The 24,502-nt window shown below is 42.6% G+C and carries 21 protein-coding genes; 9 read left to right on the top strand and 12 right to left on the bottom strand.

What is annotated here, in order from left to right:
* Positions 1-73: 73 nt before the first annotated feature.
* The 3 genes from glgB to ACA086_RS07285 are packed head-to-tail and all read right to left on the bottom strand — an operon-like array spanning position 74 to position 5,558.
* Positions 74-1,969 carry a 1,4-alpha-glucan branching protein GlgB gene (glgB, locus tag ACA086_RS07295; RefSeq protein WP_371002676.1) on the bottom strand — a complete coding sequence of 632 codons (1,896 nt, stop codon included), beginning with the start codon at positions 1,967-1,969 and terminating at the stop codon, positions 74-76.
* Between the two features lie 17 nt (positions 1,970-1,986).
* Entirely contained in the window at positions 1,987-3,621 is a 1,635-nt protein-coding gene (locus tag ACA086_RS07290; RefSeq protein ID WP_371002675.1) for a trehalose synthase, read from the bottom strand.
* A 2-nt stretch (positions 3,622-3,623) separates the two neighbouring features.
* On the bottom strand, positions 3,624-5,558 hold the full coding sequence (locus tag ACA086_RS07285) for an alpha-1,4-glucan--maltose-1-phosphate maltosyltransferase (protein WP_371002674.1): 1,935 nt from the start codon (positions 5,556-5,558) through the stop codon (positions 3,624-3,626).
* A gap of 224 nt (positions 5,559-5,782) precedes the next feature.
* Here ACA086_RS07285 and ACA086_RS07280 point away from each other — a divergent pair, with 224 nt between their 5' ends.
* The 4 genes from ACA086_RS07280 (at position 5,783) to ACA086_RS07265 (ending at position 8,808) form a co-directional block, all read left to right on the top strand.
* On the top strand, positions 5,783-6,343 hold the full coding sequence (locus ACA086_RS07280; protein ID WP_371002673.1) for a collagen-like protein: 561 nt from the start codon (positions 5,783-5,785) through the stop codon (positions 6,341-6,343).
* Between the two features lie 104 nt (positions 6,344-6,447).
* The gene (gene msrB, locus ACA086_RS07275) at positions 6,448-6,957 is read left to right on the top strand and encodes a peptide-methionine (R)-S-oxide reductase MsrB (RefSeq protein WP_369747443.1); all 510 of its coding nucleotides are present in this window, start codon (positions 6,448-6,450) and stop codon (positions 6,955-6,957) included.
* Positions 6,958-7,113: 156 nt separating this feature from the next.
* Positions 7,114-8,505 carry a dihydrolipoyl dehydrogenase gene (gene lpdA / locus ACA086_RS07270; RefSeq protein ID WP_369747442.1) on the top strand — a complete coding sequence of 464 codons (1,392 nt, stop codon included), beginning with the start codon at positions 7,114-7,116 and terminating at the stop codon, positions 8,503-8,505.
* A 12-nt stretch (positions 8,506-8,517) separates the two neighbouring features.
* On the top strand, positions 8,518-8,808 hold the full coding sequence (locus ACA086_RS07265; protein ID WP_369747441.1) for a DUF3817 domain-containing protein: 291 nt from the start codon (positions 8,518-8,520) through the stop codon (positions 8,806-8,808).
* A gap of 19 nt (positions 8,809-8,827) precedes the next feature.
* Here ACA086_RS07265 and ACA086_RS07260 read toward each other — a convergent pair whose 3' ends face one another.
* The 7 genes from ACA086_RS07260 to ACA086_RS07230 all read right to left on the bottom strand — a co-directional run bounded on the left by ACA086_RS07260 (position 8,828) and on the right by ACA086_RS07230 (position 18,471).
* Positions 8,828-9,412: an HD domain-containing protein gene (locus ACA086_RS07260; protein ID WP_371002672.1), complete on the bottom strand. Its 585-nt coding sequence runs from the start codon at positions 9,410-9,412 to the stop codon at positions 8,828-8,830.
* 13 nt (positions 9,413-9,425) lie between these two features.
* Positions 9,426-9,944, bottom strand: a complete 519-nt coding sequence (locus tag ACA086_RS07255; RefSeq protein ID WP_371002671.1) for a Pycsar system effector family protein — start codon at positions 9,942-9,944, stop codon at positions 9,426-9,428.
* A 25-nt stretch (positions 9,945-9,969) separates the two neighbouring features.
* Positions 9,970-11,958, bottom strand: a complete 1,989-nt coding sequence (locus ACA086_RS07250) for an adenylate/guanylate cyclase domain-containing protein (RefSeq protein ID WP_371002670.1) — start codon at positions 11,956-11,958, stop codon at positions 9,970-9,972.
* A gap of 11 nt (positions 11,959-11,969) precedes the next feature.
* Complete coding sequence (locus tag ACA086_RS07245) at positions 11,970-16,454, bottom strand: T9SS type A sorting domain-containing protein (protein ID WP_371002669.1); 4,485 nt, start codon at positions 16,452-16,454, stop codon at positions 11,970-11,972.
* A 308-nt stretch (positions 16,455-16,762) separates the two neighbouring features.
* Positions 16,763-17,179 (bottom strand): type II 3-dehydroquinate dehydratase, encoded by a 417-nt coding sequence (gene aroQ, locus ACA086_RS07240; protein WP_371002668.1) that lies wholly within the window; start codon positions 17,177-17,179, stop codon positions 16,763-16,765.
* A 75-nt stretch (positions 17,180-17,254) separates the two neighbouring features.
* Positions 17,255-17,845, bottom strand: a complete 591-nt coding sequence (locus ACA086_RS07235; protein WP_371002667.1) for a porin family protein — start codon at positions 17,843-17,845, stop codon at positions 17,255-17,257.
* A gap of 119 nt (positions 17,846-17,964) precedes the next feature.
* Positions 17,965-18,471, bottom strand: a complete 507-nt coding sequence (locus ACA086_RS07230; protein ID WP_371002666.1) for a hypothetical protein — start codon at positions 18,469-18,471, stop codon at positions 17,965-17,967.
* Between the two features lie 138 nt (positions 18,472-18,609).
* Here ACA086_RS07230 and xerD point away from each other — a divergent pair, with 138 nt between their 5' ends.
* The 4 genes from xerD to ACA086_RS07210 all read left to right on the top strand — a co-directional run bounded on the left by xerD (position 18,610) and on the right by ACA086_RS07210 (position 22,272).
* Positions 18,610-19,506: a site-specific tyrosine recombinase XerD gene (gene xerD, locus ACA086_RS07225; RefSeq protein WP_371002665.1), complete on the top strand. Its 897-nt coding sequence runs from the start codon at positions 18,610-18,612 to the stop codon at positions 19,504-19,506.
* Positions 19,507-19,593: 87 nt separating this feature from the next.
* A complete protein-coding gene (locus tag ACA086_RS07220; RefSeq protein ID WP_371002664.1) occupies positions 19,594-21,018 on the top strand; it encodes an amidohydrolase in 1,425 nt (474 codons plus the stop codon).
* Between the two features lie 101 nt (positions 21,019-21,119).
* On the top strand, positions 21,120-21,614 hold the full coding sequence (locus tag ACA086_RS07215; RefSeq protein ID WP_369747431.1) for an RNA polymerase sigma factor: 495 nt from the start codon (positions 21,120-21,122) through the stop codon (positions 21,612-21,614).
* Between the two features lie 4 nt (positions 21,615-21,618).
* A complete protein-coding gene (locus ACA086_RS07210) occupies positions 21,619-22,272 on the top strand; it encodes a hypothetical protein (protein ID WP_371002663.1) in 654 nt (217 codons plus the stop codon).
* Here ACA086_RS07210 and ACA086_RS07205 read toward each other — a convergent pair.
* Positions 22,269-23,078, bottom strand: coding sequence for a lysophospholipid acyltransferase family protein (locus ACA086_RS07205; protein ID WP_369747430.1), 810 nt, complete (start codon positions 23,076-23,078; stop codon positions 22,269-22,271). The two genes, ACA086_RS07210 and ACA086_RS07205, sit on opposite strands and share 4 nt — an antisense overlap.
* Before the next feature lie 25 nt (positions 23,079-23,103).
* Positions 23,104-23,745, bottom strand: a complete 642-nt coding sequence (locus ACA086_RS07200; protein ID WP_371002662.1) for a CoA pyrophosphatase — start codon at positions 23,743-23,745, stop codon at positions 23,104-23,106.
* 28 nt (positions 23,746-23,773) lie between these two features.
* Between ACA086_RS07200 and ACA086_RS07195 the strand changes: the two genes are divergently transcribed.
* Positions 23,774-24,478, top strand: coding sequence for a peptidylprolyl isomerase (locus ACA086_RS07195; protein ID WP_371002661.1), 705 nt, complete (start codon positions 23,774-23,776; stop codon positions 24,476-24,478).
* Positions 24,479-24,502 lie beyond the last annotated feature (24 nt).

The following is a 24,502-nucleotide window of genomic DNA, read 5'->3' as shown; positions in this document are numbered from 1 at the left end:
AAAAAGACTTTCCCGGTTAATATTGAAATGATCTTATAATCATTTATAAACTACAACGATATAGCAAGGCTTATTAATGAAAAACGACCATCCCAAGGGGAGGAATTGTAATTTCGATCGACTGTTTCTGACCGTGCCAGGGTTTTTTAGAGGTTTTTCTGATGGTATTTTTAGATCCGCTTCCACCATATTTCTTGGCATCGGTATTAAATACCTCCTTGAACTGGCCGGCTCTGGGAACTCCTATCCGGTATTTTTCCCTTGGAACCGGAGTGAAGTTACAGGCAATTACCAGATCATTTTCTTCCTTATGGCCTTTACGCATGTAGGTCAGTACAGAGTTTTCATGGTCTCCATAATCAATCCACTGAAAGCCTTCAGAACTAAATTGCTTTTCAAAAAGTGCCGGATTCTCTTTGTAGAAGGCATTGAGATCCTTAACGAGTTCCTGCACCCCCTTGTGGAAATCGTATTGTAATAAGTGCCAATCCAGGCTTTGCTCGAAATTCCATTCGGAAGATTGACCAAATTCCGCCCCCATGAATAATAGATTGGTCCCGGGGTGGGTAAACATATATCCGAATAGCAGTCTGAGGTTGGCGAATCGCTGCCACTCATCCCCGGGCATCTTATACAACAGGGATTGTTTCCCGTATACGACTTCGTCATGGGAAAAAGGCAGCATAAAGTTTTCCGTAAAGGCATACGTCATACTGAAAGTAAGGTCGTTCTGATGATGTCTTCTATATACCGGTTCTTTTTTAAAATACTCCAGGGAATCGTGCATCCATCCCATCATCCATTTCATCCCAAAACCAAGGCCACCTATACTTACAGGTCTCGATACCATCGAGAAAGAAGTAGATTCCTCAGCTATGGTTTGTACTCCTTCAAAGCTTTTATAGACCTCTTCATTTAACTCCCGGATAAGGGAAATTGCTTCCAGATTTTCGTTATTTCCGTAAATATTGGGTTCCCATTCGCCTTCTTCCCGTGAGTAATCAAGGTAAAGCATAGAGGCAACCGCATCAACTCTCAGGCCATCTACGTGATACTGGTCTAACCAGAACAAAGCATTGCTGATTAAGAATGCTCTGACTTCGTTTCTGCCATAATTAAAAATCAGGGATTTCCAGTCGGGGTGATACCCCCTGCGCCTGTCGGGGTGTTCATAAAGACTGGAGCCGTCAAAAAAGCCAAGGCCATGTGCATCTTCCGGAAAATGGGAAGGAACCCAGTCGAGTATAACCCCAATCCCATTCTGATGCAGCGCATCGATCAGTTTTTTCAGCCCTTCAGGTTCGCCAAATCTGGAAGTTGGTGCAAAATAGCCCGTTAGCTGGTACCCCCAGGATGGGTCATAGGGATATTCCATTACCGGCATAAATTCTACGTGGGTAAAATTCATTTCCTTTACATAGGCCACCAAGTCTTTTGACAATTCCTCATAGGTCAGAAACTCGTTCTTATCGTTCTTTTTCCAGGAGCCCAGGTGTACTTCATAGACCGAATAGGGAGCATCAAGGCTGTTTTTCTCCTTTCGTGTCTCCATCCACTTTTTATCTTTCCACTTATAAGATTTATCCCAGACAATGGAAGCCGTTTTAGGAGGATGTTCAGAATAACGAGCGAAAGGATCAGCCTTCTCAGTCTTTATATCCTGGTTGTGAGAATGGATTTTATATTTATACTTTGTTCCAGGTTTTACCCCAGGGATAAAGCCTTCCCAAATGCCACTGGCATCCCAGCGAACATTGAGTTTATGGTCGCCTTCGAGCCAATAATTAAAATCGCCTACTACCGAAACGGATTTTGCCGTTGGAGCCCATACGGCAAAATAGGTCCCTTTTTCCCCGTTGACTTCCATGGGGTGCGAACCTAACTTATCGTATAGTCGGTAATGTTTACCAGATTTGAACAAGTTAATATCAAATTCTGAAAATACGCTGTGGGGGATAACCTTGCCCATGTTTATCTTGTTTGTTGTTAGTTAGTTTTGTTTAAAATACTCATGATTCCCTGTAGTGGAATCACTGCCCATATCGGTCTTGAGTTCATTTCATATCCCAGTTCATATACCGCTTTTTCAAGCATACAGTATTTCAGGATAAAAATTCGTTCCTGGCTGTAGCCGATATTGATATTGTGCTGTTGGATAAGTTCTACATAGGTTTCCATAAAAACCCCTACAAAATAACGGTATAGTATCTCTCCAGCTTTAAAAAGCTCCTGTCTTGAATAGGGATAACTTTCTTCATTGTTAAATATGGTAGCGTAGACGGCGTAATGAAAAGACCGAAACATCCCTGCCACATCCTTGAGCGGAGGTTGTTTTACCTTTCTGTCTCTGATGGTGCTTTCCGGTTCACCTTCAAAATCGAGTAAATAAAAATCATCCTCCTTAACTAGGACCTGTCCAAGATGGTAATCCCCGTGTACCCTGAGGCGCTCCCCTTTCAGTTTCGTCCAGTCGAAATCAACAAACCGCTTTCTTATTTCGTTTTTGCGTTCGAGAAATTCTTTTGCCAGTTCCAGGGAAAGATCTTTTAGTCGGTGTAAATTATTTTCAACAGTATTGAGTCGGTTTTGAAACTGATACAGCAGTCTGTTTTTCAGCCAGACCTCGTAATCTCCCGTAAAATTTGTAGGGGTAAAAGCCGTATCCTCAAATTCTGAACCCAGGGCAATGTGCATTTCTGCTGTTCGCTTAGCGAGGGTTTGTAACTTCATAAAGACATTAAGTCCGGCCCAGTCAATGATCTCAGGTGGTACATCGTTGATTTTCAGGCGCGTAAACAAAGGAACATCCGGAAGGTGATCTACATTGATATGTTTATTCTCCAGATTACTGAACACTTTATGGAGCTCTTTCAGCATATATTCCCAGGCATCACCCTGATTGGGTATTAATTCCTGCATCAGGGCTATGGTAACACTTACGTTATCTGAGTCGATAATACTCAGACTCCCCTGATAGGGAGGCGTATTTTTGTATTCTTTGCGTTCTGAGAGGAACCGACTCATTTCATAGTCGGGATTTTTATCGGCATAAATCCTTCGGAAGAACTTGATAACCGATTTCCCGTTGATCACGATGGAGGTATTGCTCTGCTCCATCCCCATAAATTTTGAGGTTTCATAAGGCTCCCCATTGAAATTGATGCTATGGTGGTACTGTACCCGGGTGGTATCATTAGGTTCTGCCGTTATAATTCGTTCATAAACCAGCTTTCTGAAAGCTTCCAGATTTAGCGCATCTATGATAAAACCTTCCTGCCCTTTTATGCTAAGTGGCAGAATTCTGTCTTTTTCAGCAAAGGATTCGTCAGAAACAAAGGCGATCGGCAGAAAATAATGCTGGTAAAAAGCCTCTTCAAAGTTGACCTCCAACAATAGGCCGTAGTATACTTCACCTTTCTGTTGTATCCTGAAATATTCCTGTAATTCAATGTATTTGAGTTTACTGCTCTTTCCTCCGTACCAGCGTTGTTTTACCACATATTCTTCAAGTATTTCAGAGAGGAAGGCCGATAAAAACTTCTTATCATCCATCAGGGATTCCCACTCTACATCAAAAACGTAGGGTGCCTGGAGAGAAGATTCCTGCTTCTTAGTGGCCATCGTTATTTTTTTATTTGAAAAACATGAAAGGGCAGACTCGGTGGTAGTTCCACAAAATTCCATTCACTGTACCAAAGATAACTATTGTCTGTTACCAGATCGCGCATTTGAATGGGTTTTCCGGCTTCAACTCCCAATTCCCCGAGGGGCAACTGTACCATACCTTGTTGAGCGTAGTTAGAATCGAGATTGATCACCATCAGGGTTTCATCTGTCCCCTCATCATTCCATTTGTAAAAGGCCATCAGATTATCATTATCTATCCTGCAAAATCTGATATTATTCGTTTGTTGTAAGGACGGATGGTTCTTTCGAATAAGATTGAGTTTGGTGATCAGATGAGTAATCTTGTTTTCTATACCCCAGTCCCAGAACCGCACTTCGTATTTCTCAGAATGCAGGTATTCCTCTTTCCCCGGCATGGCATCGGTGACCATATATTCGAATACCGGGCCGTAGATTCCCAGGTTCCCGCATAAGGTGGCAGCCAGGGCATAGCGAATCAGGTGCATACTCTCATTGGCCCCCTGTAGGTGGTAGGGGTTGATATCGGGCGTATTGGGCCAGAAATTGGGGCGGTAATATTCCTTCATTTCCGACTGAGTGAGCTCGGTAACGTACTCGATAAGCTCGTCTTTGTGTACCCTCCAGGTAAAATAGGTATACGATTGGGAAAAACCCTGCTTGGCCAGTTGCTGCATCACTTTCGGCCTGGAAAAGGCCTCGGCCAGGAAGAGGACATCGGGATAGTCTTTTTTCACCTCTTCTATAAGCCAGTTCCAAAAATAATATGGTTTGGTATGTGGATTGTCAACCCGAAAAATCCTGATCCCGAAACTAATCCAATGTAAGGTGACATCCAGAAGTTCCTGCCATAGTTTTTTGTAGTCTTTCGACTCAAAATTAAAGTTGACGATGTCCTGATACTTCTTTGGTGGATTCTCTGCGTACTGCATGGTCCCGTCGGGCCGTTTTCTAAACCACTCAGGGTTAGAAGTGATATAGGGGTGATCAGGGGCAGCCTGAAACGCCAGGTCCATTGCTACTTCCAGATCGTATTCTGATGCCTTTTTTATAAAGTCCTTAAAATCCTTTTCTGACCCGAGTTCGGGATGGATAGATTTGTGCCCTCCTTCCTTGGATCCAATACCCCAGGGAACCCCACTGTCTCCTTCCTCTGCAGTGGTCGTATTATTCTTTCCTTTCCGATTTACCTCCCCAATGGGATGTATGGGGGGCAGATAAACCGTATCAAAGCCCATGGCTGAAATCTTAGGCAATAATCGCTGTGCATCTTTGAAGGTGCCGTGCCGGCCTTCCTCCGATGCCGTGGAGCGTGGGAAAAACTCGTACCACGTACTGAAGTTTGCCTTCTTCCGGTCTACATATACCTGTAAAATAGTGCTCGAGTTGACGAGGTTTTTCAAAGGATGCTTCACAAACATCCCGTGCAGCTTGTCTGAGACCGCTTCTTTTACAGCCTGATCGTACTTATCCTTGTTCTGAAAAGCATCAACAAGACCTGAAATGTACTCTTTCTCCTTTCCTTTGAGTTTTTTCAATAATGCCTTTAGATACTGAACGCCATCCAGCAATTCGCTGCTTACCAGCTGTCCGTCTTTTAACTTCGCCTCTATTCCATGTTGCCAGTTCAGGGGGTTATCTACCCAGCCTTCAACCTTATATTGATAATACCCTTGTTTTTTTAATGAAAAAACTGCCCGGTGGACATCATTTCCTAAGTGATTCATCCGAAGCCGGGTAAATGACTTTTCACTTTCGTGTTTGTATGCAACTTCCGCCTGAATTACATCGTGGCCATCGCCGAGAACATCCGCATAGACAATCACTTCTTCCCCTACTACTCTTTTGATGTAATACGCACCACACTGGAGTTGTGGATTCACATTTTCGATCACCACCCTCTCTTGTTTCATTGGCATAACTGGTTTCTTTGGTTTTGGCTAAAAATAGAAAATTATACCGAAATGAATCTCCTAAAACCTATAAATTTACAGGGATTTACAATAGAAATCAGGCCTTTTTACAATTTTTGGAACGCTTTTTGAAACAGTATATCCTAACGAAGTAAAAAATTATACAATCAAGACAAACCCATTCCGTTTTTCTCAGAAAGCGGAACCTTAAAATGAAATGAATTATGAAAAAAATCGGACTTATTTTCAGCACCTTTATTGCAGCCCTAACAATCTCATGTGAAGGTCCAGCAGGACCTCCGGGACCTCCCGGATTTGACGGAAGAGATGGCCTTGACGGGCTAGACGGAGTGAATATTCTGGGCACAGTCTTTGAAATTGAAGGGACATTTGATGCCGCTAATGAATATACACTGTTTTACGAATTCCCAACTACCGTTGAGGTATTTGAATCTGATCTGGTTTTTGTCTACATCCTCTGGGATCAGACCGATGACGCAGAACCAGTTGACATCTGGCGACTCCTACCACAGACCAGAATCTTAAATCAGGGATTGTTGCAGTACAATTACGATCACACTTTTTTTGATGTCAGCATTTTTCTGGAGTCCGATTTTGACTTAAGCACTTTAATGCCAGGTGACACAGATAACCAGGTATTCAGAATCGCTATAGTACCGGCAGAATACGGAGAGAATTCCAAGATGGATCCTTCTAATATCGATGCTGTTATGAGACTCTTAGAGGTAGAAGAGAAAGACATCCACCGCATAAAACTGGATTAAGCTAAATATTTATTAAAGATCCCCTGGAGACTACTGCAGGGGATTTTTTATGTCTATTTTTGAAAGGAAAAGAAAATTCATTCGACTTTAAAGTAAAAATTGTTATGAAAAGGATATTACTAGTTGGAATTTGCCTCCTCGCCCTGAGTTGCAAAGGAGTTTCCCAGGAAAAGGACAAAACTGAAGAAAAGGTCACTACCCAAGAAAAAAAAGAAACAGCTTTTGCCGTTTCTAAGTCGGAAGCAGAATGGAAAGCTGAACTTACTGAGATGCAATTCTACATTTTGCGAAAGGCGGGTACAGAAAATCCCGGAAGCAGTGAATGGCTCAGAAATAAAGAAAAAGGTACTTATGTCTGCGCCGGATGTCAAACCCCGGTATTCAGCAGCGAGCACAAATTCGATTCCGGAACCGGATGGCCTAGTTTTGACAGGGCGATAGAAGGGAATGTGGAATACGAAACAGATTACAAAATAGGCTATCCGCGTACTGAGGAACACTGCGCTGTTTGTGGAGGGCATCTTGGACATGTTTTTGATGATGGCCCGAGTGCGACTACCGGAAAACGCCACTGCATCAATGGGGCTGCTTTGGAATTTATTCCGGAAAACTAAACGCATCATTCTCTTTCTTAAGCTCTTATACTCCTTCCGTTGGAGTTATCACTCATCTTAGTTTTCTTGGACGGAAAGCTCCCGGTTTCTTTAATCCGTTTCCGTTTGGTTTTGTAACTTTGCCACCGCACTTAAATAGATCCAAAAGAAAAATAGATGAGCAACTTCGATGTTATTGTTTTAGGCAGCGGACCCGGCGGATATGTTACGGCTATCAGAGCGTCCCAGTTAGGATTGAAAACCGCAATCATTGAGAAAGAAAGTCTTGGAGGCGTATGCCTCAATTGGGGCTGTATCCCTACCAAAGCCCTTTTAAAGTCGGCCCAGGTATTTGAATACCTCCAGCATGCTGACGACTATGGTTTAAAGGTGGAGGGCGCCGACAAGGACTTTGATGCCGTTGTAAAACGAAGTAGAAATGTTGCCCAGGGGATGAGTAAGGGGGTACAATTCCTTATGAAGAAGAATAAGATCGAGGTGATCAATGGGTTTGGAAAAATAAAACCCGGTAAAAAAGTCGCTGTCAAGGGAGAAGATGGGAAGGAAACAGAATACAGCGCTTCACATATCATTATCGCTACCGGCGCAAGAAGCAGGGAACTACCCAGTTTACCTCAGGATGGAAAAAAGATCATCGGATACCGCAAGGCCATGACGCTTGAAGAGCAGCCTAAGAAATTGGTAGTTGTTGGAAGTGGGGCCATTGGAATAGAGTTTGCTTATTTCTACAATGCCATGGGTACTGAAGTAACTGTGGTGGAGTTTTTACCGAATATCGTGCCTGTGGAAGATGAAGAGATCTCCAAACAACTCGAACGCAGCTTTAAAAAATCCGGGGTTAAGATTATGACTTCTTCCGAAGTCACCAAGGCGGATACCTCCGGACAAGGAGTTAAAGTGACGGTAAAAACCCCTAAAGGAGAAGAAATAATCGAAGCCGATGTAGTCTTGTCAGCAGTAGGCATCAAAACGAATATTGAAAATATCGGACTTGAAGAAGTTGGCGTGGCCACAGACCGGGACAAGATCCTTGTGAACGACTACTACCAGACGAACATTCCGGGCTACTATGCTATAGGAGATGTAACAGCAGGGCCGGCCCTTGCTCACGTAGCCTCAGCAGAAGGAATCCTCTGCGTAGAAAAGATTGCCGGTATGCACGTGGAACCACTTGATTACGGGAATATTCCCGGATGTACCTATTGCATGCCAGAAGTGGCATCTGTAGGCCTTACAGAAAAACAGGCACGTGAAAAAGGACTTGATATCAAAATTGGTAAGTTTCCTTTCTCTGCCAGTGGTAAGGCACAGGCTTCTGGGAATTCAGATGGCTTTGTAAAGGTGATCTTTGATGCAAAATACGGAGAATGGCTGGGGTGCCATATGATTGGTGCCGGGGTAACCGATATGATTGCAGAGGCTGTTCTGGGAAGAAAGCTCGAAACTACCGGGCATGAGATCCTGAAAGCGGTCCACCCCCACCCTACTATGAGTGAGGCGGTCATGGAGGCTGTAGCCGATGCATACGGGGAAGTCATCCATTTGTAAAGCAGTTGTCTTATGGTCTTAATAATGCGGCTACTGGCCATCCTTGAAGGAATTTCCTATCTCTTGTTATTTGGCTTTAGCATGCCCCTTAAATATTGGGCTAACATACGAGAACCAAATATCTACATTGGATATGTACACGGGGCACTCTTTATAGTTTTTATTCTGGCAGCTTTTGTATTCTGCAGAAAACAGGGATGGGGATTAAGGCGGTATTTCAGTTTTTTCCTGGCCTCCTTGTTGCCTTATGGCACTTTCTATATGGATCAGAAATATCTGGCACCTCTTGGGAAGGATAATTAAAGTATTCTATCATTAGTATTTAAGCTGACAACTGATCCTTTATTTCCAGAAGGTGGTTTTGTTTAACAGGTTCCCTGTATTTTTGGGCATAAGGGGTATGATACCTGTGTTCCTCCAAAAATGAGATTTGCTTTTGCCTCCACTCTTTTGCTGTTAGGTTTACACCAAAACGCTTTAATTCCTTCAGCAGTAAATTACTGATACGACTGTAGTCATCCCTACCCAGGTAATCGAGGTCTGCATCACAAAGTATCCTTTCCAGATTGGTTTTGGGGGTTTGGGGCACCTCAGTAGCCCTGATAAGGCCCACTACTACTTTTCGCTGGGCGGGCGTAAAATAATATTCCTTCATCAAACGGAGGGCGATGATTATTCCGTGTTCTTCGTGGTTTTCGTAAGAAACAGTAAATCCCAGATCATGGCAAAGTGCTCCTGTTCGTAGCAACATGGCTTTTTCTCCGTATAATTTCCCTCTTCTGATATAGCCGTTACAAACCTTAAGGACGTCCAGTGTATGTGCCATGCCGTGATAACAAAGATCCCCGGAAAGTTCCGTACGGAGCATATGGAGGGCTTTCTTCCGTAATTTCAGATATCTCGTCATGAGGGGTGACGTTTTAGCTTATAATCTGTACAATCCAGATAACCAGGCTTAGCATGGCGAAAATAAAACTCAGGGCAAAGAATCGGAGGGAGCTCTGTACACTGCCAAATTTTTCGGCAATAATTTTACTCTCTACGTGGATCTGCTGGGCGAGCTGGGAATAGAGTTCTTCCTCGCTTCCACAGATTTCTATCAATTTTTTGGTATACTCATCGGAATTGCCATAGGCTTTAACCGCGTCCAAAAAGAAAAAGACATTGTCATCGTATTTCATCTCCATCCTCGGCATAAAACACCTGAAGCAATAGTAGATAGAGATTAGTACCGAGATGAACCACAAGCATGTAAAACAAGTAAACCAGAGATTACTTTCTAAGGTCGGTTGAAAGTAATCGAGCTTCTCGGCAAATAGACCCAGAATAAGGCTGTGAAAAGAAAAGATTACCCCTGCCTTAAATTCGGAGGCTCTGATCAGTTTTTCAAGACGTTCTAGCTGCTCCCAATAATTGTTCGGATCTTGACGGCCCATCATTTTTTATATGCTTGTAGCCTACAATTTAAGCATTTACTTCTTTTTCTGATTTCGCATGGCGGATTATTTTCCTGCCTTTGACAAAATACATGGCCATCATCCCCTTATTTTTAACCTCAACCTCCCCCCTGGGTTCGCATTCATAGACGTCTTTGATAATCTCATAGGTGTTTTCCGAAATATTTATCCTTCCGGGTTCCGACTTGGTTTCCATCCGTGATGCGACATTAACTGCATCGCCCCAGATATCATAGGCAAACTTATTCAACCCCACTACCCCGGCAACCACAGTCCCTGTATTGATTCCAATCCGAACATCGAAGGGTACTATATCCTCTTTTGGATTTGTTTTGATCTCTTCCATTACGGCCGCCATTTCAAAGGCCGCCTCAACCATCTTAAAAGGGTGGTCTGAGGTTGGGAATGGCAACCCTCCTGCACACATGTAGGCGTCCCCAACGGTTTTAATCTTTTCCAGACCGAATTTATCCATGATCTCATCGAAACGGGAGAAATAATAGTCAACACTTTTTACAAGGATCTCAGGATTCAGGTTCTGGGCATGGGAGGTAAACCCTTTAAAGTCTGAAAAGAGAATCGTCACAGATTCGAAGCGTTTCGCCGCAACCTTGCCTTTTTCTTTTAATTCTTTAGCGGTTTCTTCCGGGAGGATGTTGAGCAATAGCTTGTCTGAACGGTCCTTTTCTTCGGCGATGATCTTGTTGGTTTTGTTTACATACCGGTAACGCTTGTAAGACCCTACGGCAAGAACAAAGACTAAAAGAAGACCCAAAACAGTGCCGTAAATAACATATTGTTGCCGTTTGGTCTCTAGTTCAGAGATCTGCAATTCCTGTTGGGCAGAGACTAGTTCATCTTGTTTCTTGTCAATTTCAAATTCGAATTGCAAGCCTCTGATTTTATCATCAGTTTCAAGATTAAAAAGAGAATCCTTTTTTCCCATTTGTAAAGTCTGGTAAGCATACGCGTTTTCGTAATCCCCCTGACGGGCATAAGCGCTAGAAAGTCCTTTATAGATCTCCTTTAGTTCGAATTGCGTTTGCATTTCATTGGCAAGGGTCTCGGCTTCTTTGTAAGATTTCAATGCTTTATCAAAAGTAAATTCTTGATAGACATTACCTAATTCCGTGAGTGCATGCACGATATGTAGCTGTTGATTATTCTCCCGTGCATTCGATAAAGCCAGATTTAAATAATCTATCGCCTGAGATCTATCTCCCATCTTATGTTCTACGATACCCAATTTTGTAAGGTTTCCAGAATAATCTTGAGTACCGTAAGTTAGTTCTAAAGCTTGCTTATAGTACCCCATCGCTTTCTCATACCTCCCTTGTAACAGGTAGACTTCACCTACGCCCATTAAATATCCAGTAGTGATTTGGGGATTATTCAATGCAGGGAGATAGGGTGGAATTCGATTAAAATAATCCAATGCCTTATCATAGTCGTTCGGGTTATCTGCGTACAAGCCACCTATATTTAAGAGCACTGAGGCAATTCGCAAGGAATCCTTTATTTTCTCTGCAAAGTTTAAAGAACGCAGATAAAGATCAAGGGCTCTTGTATTACCACCTTGACTGTAATATACTGCACCAAGATTACTAGATAAATTAGAGATGCCTTGAGCGTCATCTATTCCTTCAAAAATTTCCAAAGAGCGCGACCAATGGCTTAGAACTTTCTTATAATCTCCTTGATAATAGTAAGCCAAGCCCATGTTCTTCTCTCCATACGCTTCTCCTATTTGATAATTAAGTTGCTCAGCGAGCTCAATGGATTGTTTTGAGAGTCTCATTGACTCCTCAATTTCCCCTTCCATTAGTACAGCGATACTTAACTCATTGAGATTTCTGACCTTATTCGTGTCTCGAATTCCAGTCGCCACCTGATTTTTAAGGCTATCAATAGCTGATCGCTGTGCAATACTTTGACCCGACCCAAATAGTAGTAAAATGCTTAGGGTCAGCATTATACTTTTATCTATCAATTGCATTAATAATTATTTTAATCTGTTTTTACTATCGTATAAACAAAAACGTCTTTTTTGGTGATAATTCTTATGAAATACATCCCTGTGGGATAGCCCCCACCCATGTCAATTTCTTGGGTAACTGCCCCATTTCTACCATCAATTGAAGTATTAAAATAAGAAATTCCGAAAATATCAAAGATATCAAGGGTTACCAGTTCACTTAAATTTTGATCAATTGACAAAATATAGGAAGGTCCGGACAAAGGATTAGGATACAACACAAAAGAGGAACTATCACCCAGATTGCATCGATTAGAATTAGCATTAGCACTAGAAGAAGTGGAAGACTTATGCGTACTATCCCTGCTTGTTAGTTCCCATTTCATTGAGTTCCCATCGAAGCGAATCGTAAATGTACCCTGCCCTGGGTAAAATATAAATGGCAATGTTCCACTGTATAGGGCAAGTCCAGTAATATTATTTTCCGGTCCAACAGCGATATAAATGGTTTCACTATTTGGATTTTCATACCTGAAATGTGCAATATAATTTAAACCATCGGGTGAACTCACTTCCTCCACACAATCTAAATAGGTACGGATCTTTCTCAAATAATCCCCACTAGGACTGACGTAAATTACTCCAGTTTGTATATGCTCTATGACATAGTTTTGAGGCGCCGCTAATGTGACATAAAATATACCTGAAGCCCCGGGGGTATAGACTACTCCATTACTGTCCTTAATAATGAATGTGATTCCTTCAGGAAAAACATCTTCTAATGTTTCATCAAAAACAAATCCATTCAATGTAACCGGAATCAATTCCGGATCTATAACTTCACCTTGTTCAATTACAAGGTCACCTATCTCGGCTGTTAGAGTAGCCGGATTTACAGTTAAAGTGCTAGAATCATAAGTTATATTGAAATTAGCCCCGATAGGAGCAAACATGGCTCCCGGATAGGAATAATGCACTTCAGAATTAGTAGTAACATCTAATCCTGTAATTAGGTTTACAGAATAGAAAGTAGATACACTACCTCCAGATTCGGAGTCATCATCTGCATTTAACAATGCAAAAGTGTTGGAATAGTCATTTCCATCATTTTCTCCTCCCAGATCACTGTCATTTACTATGGCTATAAATCGATTTTCAAATGAAACTTGTCCTGAAAATAAATCCTCGCTATTTACAATGGCTATAAATCGATTCACAATGGCAATAAATCGATTTTCAAAATAATTTTCAAAATCGTCTATTTCCAATTCAATAAGATCCATTTCATTTACTATAGCTATAAATCTATTGTTTATAGTATTTTCAGTGGCCATCCAACTTCCACCATCTAAAAGATCGAATATATTTTCACCGTTGACAATTGCAATAAATCGGTTGATCAGGGCCAGGGTATTCTCAGGAAAGAAATCGGCAGAATGGGCCTCCGAGATGGCTGATAAGAATGCAGCGTTGTCCGAGATATTCGTATTATCATAATTATAATTTAAATTTAAATTGATAGCCTCACCATAGGTCACCTCCACCGGCTCAGGAACAATTTCAAGGTTCTTTTTAGCAACCGAAAGAGATCCGCTTTTAAAATTAACAACATATGCTTCCAAAGCGGTCAATTGATCAGGACTCGCATTTTCTAGATCAAAAGAAGGGAAAACCACGTAATTTCCAACTTTGGGAAATGGTGGTGTTGCCGCAGTGGTAAAAATGACATCAGGAAGTCCGAGACTTTCAAAAGTCACCCCTTCTGGTAATCCCTCAACAGTAATGCTAAAATCATAGTCCTGCCCATATTCAATGCTGACATCGCCGGCAATAACATTGATTGCTATGGTTCCGTCATCAAGCAGGTAAATCGGATTCGATTTTCCTCCATCCGTTCCCAAAGGAACTGTAGAATTGGTCAGTACGGTTACCGGGTCATTCCCGGTAAAAGGCCCTACTAATACTTTTATCTCTGCAGGATTTTCGGGGTCGTAGAATACAATTGGCAGTTCCTCCTCTCCAAATAAGACCGTTGGGTCCTGGGGAAAGTAGTCTCCATTGATCGTTAGTTCAAATTCATCCGCACTAATCACTGATCCTTCTTCTGAAGTGAATTCGATAGTAAAGTCGCTTATCACCCCGGTTTGAGTGGCTATCGCTTTAAAGGTATTAACTGCATTAACAATTCCATCGCCCAGTTGAGCTTCGTTACCTACCTTATCGGCATTATCTTTAAACAGTTGCAGTACATCAATAGAGGAATCAGGGCCATACCAGGCAGGGAGTGCTGATTCCATCAGGGCAAAAGCCGCTGCCACATGAACCACGGAAGCCGAGGTGCCGAAGAAATTCTTAAAATCATCATCGTCAACAGGGATACCATTCACTTCGTTCTGGCCTATGGTGGTCACATTGGTATTTACTCCATCGTAGGAGGCAAGGGCTACCTGGGGAATTGAACCATCCGAGATCTGCCCCGCGAAGGAAGAGAATACCTGAGGTTCAGGACTATTCTCTTTTCGAAAATCTACCGCCCCAATGGCCAAAGCTTCTGGCGTAAGTGCATGTCCGGTGATGGTGGGTGCCCCGGTAAAGTCTAATACTTGCAGGTTATTTTTAACGAAAATGATGTACCTGAACGGAAGTGAACCCGGATCGCCATTGGCACTGGTGATCATAAAGTTGGCCTCTCCGTCGGCAAGTGCCTTAAACGTTATATACTCAATGGGATCTTTCCCATCTTCAGCAACATTGGTGTCATTATCGTTGTAGTAATTGTTTCCCACCAATAAACGTTCTTCGTCGTCTACTACCCAAAAATCCAGATCTTCTTTGGCTCCTAATATATTATCCTGTGAGGCAAAATCGTCCTTCCATTGTAGAACGATCATATAGGTTTCTCCATTTTTCACACTAAACCGCTGATAGATATTGTCCACACCGTCAAAGGCGTGCGGTACGGTTCCATTATCGGGAAGGAAATCAGGTAAGTCTAATCCATCCGCTGTCACAAAAAGCGACTGGTAGGCGGCATTTGAGAAATTCCCAGAAGAGGTAAAATAGTAATTCCCCGCTGCAGTAAAATTCTGTATAGCTGTACCGATATTACTAATACCGAACATGGGTTCACCGGGGAATGTGATATCGTCTGTCGCAATTGTATTTACAGCAGTACTTAATTCCTGTATTCCGAGTTCAAAATCTCTAGGTGAAAGTACGGCAGTTCTAAATGCCAGATTCGCTCCCGGGGCAATATCATGTGCAATCTGCAACATAGCCCTTCCCTCATCGGATAGTTGCCCGAAAGTGTAAGGGTACTCTTTGATCACATTTACAGGAGTATTGTATCCGTTTGGATTGCCATTTCCGGCAACGCCAGGTAAATCTCCGTTCCCAACATCAATGGCCTCGTTGGTAGGCTGTCCTGCTTCTGGGGGGTTAGCGTCAAAACTATTTGAAAAGACGACAATATTAACCCCCGTTCCGTCAACGGCTATACTCTCATTTTCACCGACAATTCGAAAGGAACGTCGGACTATGTCGGATTTCTGTGTCGAATCACCCTGGGTAATCGCATCTCCCGTTTCCTCTTCTTTTCCTGATGTGAAGGGTGTATACAATGCCTGAACAGACTTAATCAATTCGGGATAATCTATAAGCGCAGGTATCGGCGTAGCCGGAGGGGGTGGCGGAAGAATTCTGTCGATAGGGAATAATACATCAATTGCAGCCAGATCCTCCGAAATGATTAGTGCAGGATCTACAATAAAGTCGGAGTTTACAGGCTGAGCACTGAACTCTAGTCCGAAGGTGTTGATCAGTAAATCCAAAACATCCTGGGTTTTGCCGTCAAAAGGAACGATTTGGATAAGAACTTTTTCAGCCGGACTAATCTGGTAAATAATAGGCGATGGTGTGTCGCCTGCTGTCCCCGTAGCCAGGGAAATCAACTCCGGACTTACATAGCCTTCGGTTTTTCCGTTACCGGGACCTATCACAGGTACGATGAAAGGATCACCTTCGCAAACCGGAGAATCAAGAGTTGCTCTAATCTTTACATCGCTCGACCCACCAAATGCCACAGTCCATTTAGCATGCCCGTTATCTGCAAAGACAACAGACAAAACATTGTCATGTGTTCCCGGCTCAAAAGATGTAATTCCCGGAATTTTTTGAAGGCCATCAAATTCAGAATCTTCTATTTTATCACTGAGGAAAATATAACTATCCTCAGGGGCAACTGTAATGGTTTTGTTGGTTGGATTGGTATACCCGAATTTGGCGAGGTATAGTCCGTTACCTATATCTTCCGCACAAGTGAAAAGGGTCACTTCCTTATTATTTCCACCCTTGGAGCCCCCATTCCCCTTCTGGGCTTGAAGTGGTATCAGAAGGCAGAATAGAGCAATCAGTAAGGCTGTGATTCTTAAAGCAGAGATAAATTTTAGATTGAGAAATACTATGTCCTCACAGGAAGAATTTCTCTCAAAGGCTGAGAATTTCATTTTGGTTTTCATTGTTGGTTATTCTGGTTATTTTGGTTTCCGCCGGAATTTCAATTTTGAGACAACCTGGACGCAATAATATGCAGGACACAGGTGACACCTATTTAGAATCCGAAAGATCCAGAACACGGGTAGGATAGTTATTTGCAAAGATTCAATCTACTGATTTACAAGGTCGTAGACGAAGGGGATTTTGGGGTAATATTCTAATAAATATAATACAAATAATATTAATCTTAAGGTAAATCAATAAGAAAAGTAAGGTTTCTCTTTAATTTAACACAGATTTTACAATCCCAGCTAAAGATAGATCGCGGTTTTTAAAGAAAGCTCCTGATAGCCAAGTCGTAAGATTTCAGTCCGAAACCTAAAATCACACCTTTGGCCGCGGCAGAAATATAAGATACGTGTCTGAAATCTTCTCTGGCAAAGGTATTGGAGATATGAACTTCAACGACAGGCGTTTCTATGGCTTTTACAGCATCCCCAATTCCTACTGAGGTATGGGTATAAGCCGCCGCGTTGAGAATAATGCCATCATAGCTGAACCCTACTTCCTGAAGCTTATCAATAAGTTCCCCTTCAATATTCGACTGGAAATAGGCGAGTTGCACATCCTTGTAGGTCATTTGGAGTTTTGAAAAATAATCTTCAAAACTTGTGGCTCCATAGACATCAGGTTCCCGCTTGCCCAACAGATTTAAATTAGGGCCATTGATGATGATGATCTTTTTCATTGGGTAAAAGTATCAAAAAAAGAGCACAAAAAAAGAAGCCCGCGAAGGGCTTCCTATTTTTATATTCAGGTTCGACTAAAATCTGAATCCAACCGCAAATGAGAAGACATTATTGGTATTGGAAAAATCTGATGAGTCGGCAAAATCATTAATATTCGCTATTCCGAAATTATATCGGGCACCAAAATTAAGTCCTGAGTCGAATTGATATCCCAGACCCACATTAGCTCCGATGTCTAAATCCTTTATATCGTCCTTAATATCATCTTCCCCTGAAAGACTGGCCGACTCATAGTCATCTTTAGCTGAGAGTAAATACCCAAACTGAGGGCCGGCTTCTACAAAGAGTCCGTCCGAAACATACAGTTTCCCCATTACAGGAAGATTCAAATAGTTGAATTTAAAGGAACCGTCGAAGCCTTCACTTTCGGTATAATCTGCCCCTTGCTGAGAAAAGAGTAATTCGGGTTGAATACTAAATGTATCCAGAACTTTACATTCGGTATATCCTCCAAAAAATAAGCCTACCCTGGCATCGAGGTCATCGGTCTCATCGCCTCCGATGGAAGCAAAATTAGGTCCGGCCTTAATACCCCAGTTACAGGTTGCACAACTCGTCAATAAGGTCATTGAGACCAGAACGGAAAAAATCGTTAATTTTCTCATAATCCTGTGGTTTTTAGTTGGTTAACAGGATTAAGGTACTAATAATTCAAAACAATTCAAAAACCAGACAAGGTTAATTGTGCTTGTTTGGACCGCGGAAATCTATTAATAATTGAGAATTATAACCTCCTTGGCCTTACCTGTATGGTGTGTAGAATTCCAACATTGACAGTAGACCAGGTAGCTCCATCGAGCTGAATCCCGGTATAGGAGAAATTAACTTCGGTGTTAGTGCCAAACAAGTAACCGATAATAGGACGGTAGTACAATCCCCCCTCATTACCATCATTGATCCCGACTCCATAGCCTACATCCCCGCCAAAGGAAAATGAATTGGAGGGCCAGATACGAAAAGAGCCGGCCAGAGGTAAAAACTGTACGCTGGGCAGATCGGGACCCCCGTCAAAATTATCCGGAAACCCATTGATAAAGCCCGTCATTACTCCGGCGTCCACAACTTCTCCCAGGGCGTGCATATATCCAATGTCGACCCCTGCAGAAAGTACAACGGCATCACTGAAATCGTTAAAAGGAAAACTCCCCTGAATTCCAATTTTTACACCTTCCTGGGCAAATATGGTCACACTGAACAGACCCAGTACAAGTAAAGCTATTTTGTTTTTCATCTTTTAAAAAGTTTGATGGTTGCTACAAATCTATGTGCCTGAGGGTTAGCTTCCTTACTTTTGTTGTCAAATCCATAGAAGCGGTGGTAGAACACAAGATTGTATTCATGTAAACGCTTAACTCCCTATCTTTATTTCGTGAATTGGAACCAGGCCATACAGGACTATATGCATTATCTGAAACTGGAAAGAGGTCTTTCAGCGAACACACTGCAGAATTATCAGCGCGATGTACGTAAACTAACACAATTCCTGGAGCAACTCGACATAAATACTTCACCGGTTAAGATTCAGCAGGAACTCCTGTCACAATTTGTTTACGAGCTCAGTAAATCAGTTTCTCCCCGATCCCAGGCCAGGATCATCTCAGGCCTGAATAGTTTTTTTAACTACCTCGCTTTTGAACAATACAGGCCGGATAACCCCATGGAACTGATCGAATCGCCCAAACTGGGAAGGAAATTACCCGATACGCTATCTGTTGATGAAATAGATTCCTTAATAAAGGCCATCGACCTTTCCAAACCCGAAGGGGAGCGAAATCGAGCCATGCTGGAAACGCTCTATGGCTGTGGCCTGCGTGTCTCCGAACTCATCCAGCTCCGTATTTCAGATCTGTTTTTCGAGGAGGATTTTATCAAGGTTACCGGGAAGGGGGACAAACAGCGTTTTGTTCCAATTAGTAGGGTAAACCAAAAATACATTAGCCTGTATCAATACCAGGTGCGTGTGCATCAGAACATCCAGAAGGGCTTTGAAGATATTTTGTTCCTAAACAGGAGAGGGAGGGGGCTAAGCAGGGCCATGATTTTTACCATCGTAAAACAACTGGGAGAAAAAACAGGATTGCGGAAGACTATCAGTCCGCACACCTTCAGGCATTCCTTTGCCACTCACTTACTGGAAAACGGAGCTGATCTAAGGGCCATCCAACAAATGCTGGGCCATGAGAGCATCACTACCACTGAAATTTATATGCATGTTGATCGCACCCATCTTTCGAAGGTTATGGAACGCTTCCATCCAAGAAAATAAGTTGGATTGGGTAAGATAATTGTTGCCCTTCCTGCTGCCCATTCCCTGCTCATTTTATATATTTAACTCCATTAAAAATCTACAAGCATGAAACATACGCTCCTCCTAGCAAATATTTTTTTCTCACTCTTATCACTTCACGCACAGAAAGACGCCGAAGCCGTCATAAACTCCCTTGATAAAAAGGCTGCCGAATACGGCAATATAGCCCGGGAGATATGGCATCTGGCGGAAATGGGATACCAGGAGGAACAAAGTGCGGCTTTGTTGCAATCCAATCTGGAGCAGGAAGGCTTTCGCATTAAAAAAGGAGTCGCGGGAATCCCTACGGCTTTTATTGCCGAGTATGGGAGTGGATCTCCTGTGATCGCCATTCTTGGGGAATATGACGCCCTTCCTGGCCTGTCTCAGGAAGCCGTTCCTATGCAGAAATCGGCCGGGAAAGCTGCTGGACATGCCTGTGGACATCATTTGTTTGGTACGGCATCAATGGCTTCGGCAATTGCAGTTAAGAACTGGATGGTTGCCAAAGGAATAAAAGGAACCATCCGTTATTACGGTTGCCCTGCAGAAGAAGGTGGCAGTGGAAAAGTATATATGGTAAGGGAGGGGTTATTTAATGATGTGGATGTGGCACTTCACTGGCATCCGGGATCTTCCAATGCAGCAAGTGCCGGGGCCGCCCTGGCCAATAAATCTGCCAAGTTCAGGTTTTACGGTGTATCTGCTCATGCGGCAGGGGCTCCAGACAAAGGAAGGTCCTCACTCGACGGCGTAGAAGCGATGAATATGATGGTGAATATGATGCGGGAGCACATCCCACAGGAAGCCCGTATTCATTATGTAATTACGGATGGAGGCAAGGCGCCAAATGTTGTACCCAACTTCGCAGAGGTTTATTATTATGCCAGGCATTACTCCCGTGATGTGGTCATAGAGATATTTGACCGTATTGTCAAAGCAGCCGAAGGCGCGGCCATGGGTACAGGAACCACCATGGACTACGAAATGATCGGAGGTACACATGAATTATTGCCCAATCTTACCCTGCAAAAAGTGATGCACGATAACCTCAGCAAAATAGGTGGGTTCAACTATTCAGCCGAAGAGATAGCTTTTGCAGAAAAGATCTCCACCAGCTTAGGATATACTACTCTTGACAAAGAAACAGCCCTTAACGTACAACCCTATAAGACCACCGCAAGGGCTTCAGGATCCACTGATGTGGGAGATGTTAGTTTTGCTGTGCCAACTGTAGGCATGCGGGCAGCTACCTGGGTCCCGGGTACTCCGGCGCACAGCTGGCAGGCGGTCGCGGCCGGAGGAACTTCCATAGGAAACAAAGGAATGATGGTAGCCGCCAAAGCGCTTAGTCTGACAGCAATAGACCTGTTTGAAGATCCAGATCTGGTAAAGAAGGCCAAAGAAGAATTTATAAAAAGGAGAGGGGCCGACTTTAAGTATATCCCTTTACTGGGTGACAGAGCACCTGCTCTTGACTATAGGAATTAAAAAGACTTCCTAGAAACAATAAAATTAAATTTGGCTTTTTTGTCTTCTCGTGTAACTAAGCTGAGTTAATCTATACTAATCCTATTGACACTAACCCTGGAGTGAATAAAGAACTCGAACACAAATTTGTGACCGAACTGGAGAACAATCAGAATATTGTTCACAAAGTGTGTAGTTTATATACACATAACAGGGATGCGCATAATGATCTGTTCCAGGAAATTACCATCCAGTTATGGAAGGCTTATCCTAAATTCAGAGGGGAGGCCAAATTTAGTACCTGGATGTACAGAGTAGCGCTGAACACAGCCATTACGCTGTATAGAAAATCAAAGAAAAGAGTGCCGACTCAGGATTATGATTCGGTGATTTTTAAAATTAAAGCAGATGAATACGACCCCACCGAGGAAAAACAACTGGCACTGATGTATAAAGCCATCAGGCAACTGGGTGATATTGATAAGGCACTGGTGTTCTTGTACCTGGAAGATAAGAGTTACCGGGAAATATCAGAAACACTGGGTATAAGCGAAGTGAATGCAAGAGTTAAAATGAATCGTGTAAAAACTAAATTAAAAACAATTCTAAATCCCTGAACCTATGATGGATGAATTGGAATTGCTGAAAAAAGACTGGCAGAAACAAGGGCAGGATCTGCCCAAATTGTCCTACGATGAGCTTTATGCAATGATCTGGAAGCGATCTTCCTCCGTTGTGAAGTGGATTTTTATTATTAGCATCATTGAATTTGTGCTCCCCCAACTCCTTTATCTCTTGCCATCAGCAAGGGAAGGGATTTCCGTATACGATGACCTGGGTTTAAAATACGTAATCCTGGGACTCACGGTATTGCAATACGGAGTAGTCTTCTATTTTATATTTCAATTTTACAAGCGCTATAGGGAAATCACCGTTCTGGACAGCGCCAAAGAACTTATGCATAAAATAATCCGTACCCGGAAAACGGTTAAGAATTATATCGTTTTTGCCTTATCGATTTTCCTTCTCTCTTTCCTTATTATCGCAATAGGAATCCTCTTTAGCGATGGAGATAGTTTTCTTAAAGTTTTTGAGCTGGAAAACAAATCGATCAACATGACAACCCAGCAATTAAAATTCCTGATATCAGGTGTGATGGTAGCTATGGGAGTGGTGTGCACAGCCCTCGTTGGCCTTATCTATTTCCTGATCTACGGCTTACTCCTGAGAAAATTGGGTAAAAACTATCGCGAATTAAAACGCCTGGAAGTTTAGGCTTTTTTGCGCCATTTTCGTTGCTTATTCTCCTCCTCGTAGGCGAGAAGTTCTTCAGCCGGAATCACTTTAAGAAATGACGGGTGCTGCTCAATAGCGTATTCCAGTTTCTCAATGATGGTATCTACACTATCATTATCATAATCGATCTCAAGGGGTTCCTTGATCACCATGGATTGAAGAATCCCTTTCTTCTTCACATAGAGACCCTTTTTATCGAATGATCGCCTGAAGCCGTCGATGACCACAGGAACCACCAGAGGTTTATACTTTTTTATAATATGCGCAGTACCTTTTCGAAGTGGTTTCCACGGGGTGGTAGTTCCCTGTGGGAAGGTGATTACCCATCCGTCATTGAGCGCTTTTCCTATATTGGAAATATCACTCATCTTTACCTGCCGGTTCACATTTTGTCCATCTGCCCTCCAGGTTCTTTGAATACTGATGGAGCCTACGTATGCCAATACCTTGGTGAGAAGACTCTTTCTCATCGTTTCGGCTGCGGCCACATAGTAAATATTGAGCTTAGGTCGCCAGAGGTAGCCCACGTTTTTTATGGTATCTGTTCGTCCGCTAAGGCTGGCATTAAAGACGTGGAACATGGCCACTACATCGGCAAAATAGGTTTGATGATTACTAACAAAAAGTACATTTTCTCCGGGTAAAGCCCTGATGACTTCTGATCCTTCAATCTCTAGAGTATTAAATCCCTTATAACGCTGGTGTGTCATGATCCCCAACACACGAATCAACCATTTTTTGATAAACAGGATATGACCAAAGGGATTTTTTTTGAATAACGGCATAGGATACAAAACTACAAAATTAGGCTTATAACACCTGTTTCATTAATTCCCTCATTTCATTCAGCATCATTGCCGTTGCTCCCCAGACAGTAAAGCCATTAAAATTAAAGGCCGGGACTTCAATTTCCGACGCATAGGAGGTTGAAAGTATCTGTGAAGTGAGATAGGTATTATCCATGACCATATGAAGGGGCACTTCAATAAGATGCTCAACCTCTTCCTGCTGGACTTTAAACGGAGCGGGGTTTGCATAAATCCCAACATAGGGCTGCACCTCAAAATTGCTGGGCGGAATAAAAACCTCACTCATACTCCTTATTACCTGCACTTTTTCAGGACGAACCCCCACTTCTTCATAAGTTTCACGCAAGGCAGTATGAAGGATGGTAGCATCCCCCTTTTCTTTTTTCCCTCCAGGGAAAGCAACCTGACTAGAGTGGACACCCTGGTATGGGCGCCTCATGATCAACAATAAATTTGTACGGTAGGTCTGGTCTGGATAGAAAAGAGCCATAACTCCTGCCTTTTTCGGATTTTTTTTCACAATCTTTCCATCCTCCAATTCACGGATACGAATTTCCGGTGCCATTTTATAATGAGCATCCCTTCCCGGAAGTGGGAGATTTTTTATTTTTGGAATCTGTTCGCTAAACTTTTTAAAATCCATGTTTTATCAAAAACTGAAATTTCCCGCAATGATACTGCTATTTTCTGCACTGGCCTGTGGAGAAACCCCTAAAGAAAAGCCTGCAGAAAGTATAAAAACAGTCGCAAAAGACAGCATTAAAGAGGACACAAAAATACTACAAGAAAAGGACACTCTGAACATAGAAAAAGAAGAAGAGCCATTTGTCTTAACAGAAGACAATGCCATAGATTTCTTTTTTGAATATCAGAAAGGACTTCCCACAACACGTATTAAAATTACTACCAGCCTCGGAAGTTTTGTCGTCCAGTTATACGACAACGTCCCTTATCACAAAGCCAACTTTATCTACCTCACCAAAAAGGGCTATTTTGACAATACCATGTTTCACAGGGTGGTAAAAGATTTTATTATCCAGGGCGGGAATGCCGATAACAGGGAAACCGCTGCAAAACGACGTGAAATTGGTCGATACCTTCTCCCCCCTGACACTCGAAAGGGATATAAGCATCATCGGGGAACTATTTCTATGCCCAGCAGTGAAATTGACAACCCCCATATGCTGGCCAGTCCGTATGAGTTTTTTATTGTGGTGACCAAACCGGGTTCTTACCATCTCGATGGAAATTACACCCCATTTGGAAGGGTTATCGATGGGATGGACGTGGTTGATCTGATCAACCAACAACCCGTAGATGACGGAGACTGGCCTTCAAAGAATATCTATATCCACAAGGCGGAGATTCTCAATTGACTCTTTCCTGTCAATGTGAGTAAG

The organism is Muriicola sp. E247, assembly GCF_041358175.1.
Taxonomy (GTDB): domain Bacteria; phylum Bacteroidota; class Bacteroidia; order Flavobacteriales; family Flavobacteriaceae; genus Muriicola.
The sequence above is the reverse complement of the archived record's forward strand: the minus strand, read 5'-3'. Positions and strand labels throughout refer to the sequence as shown.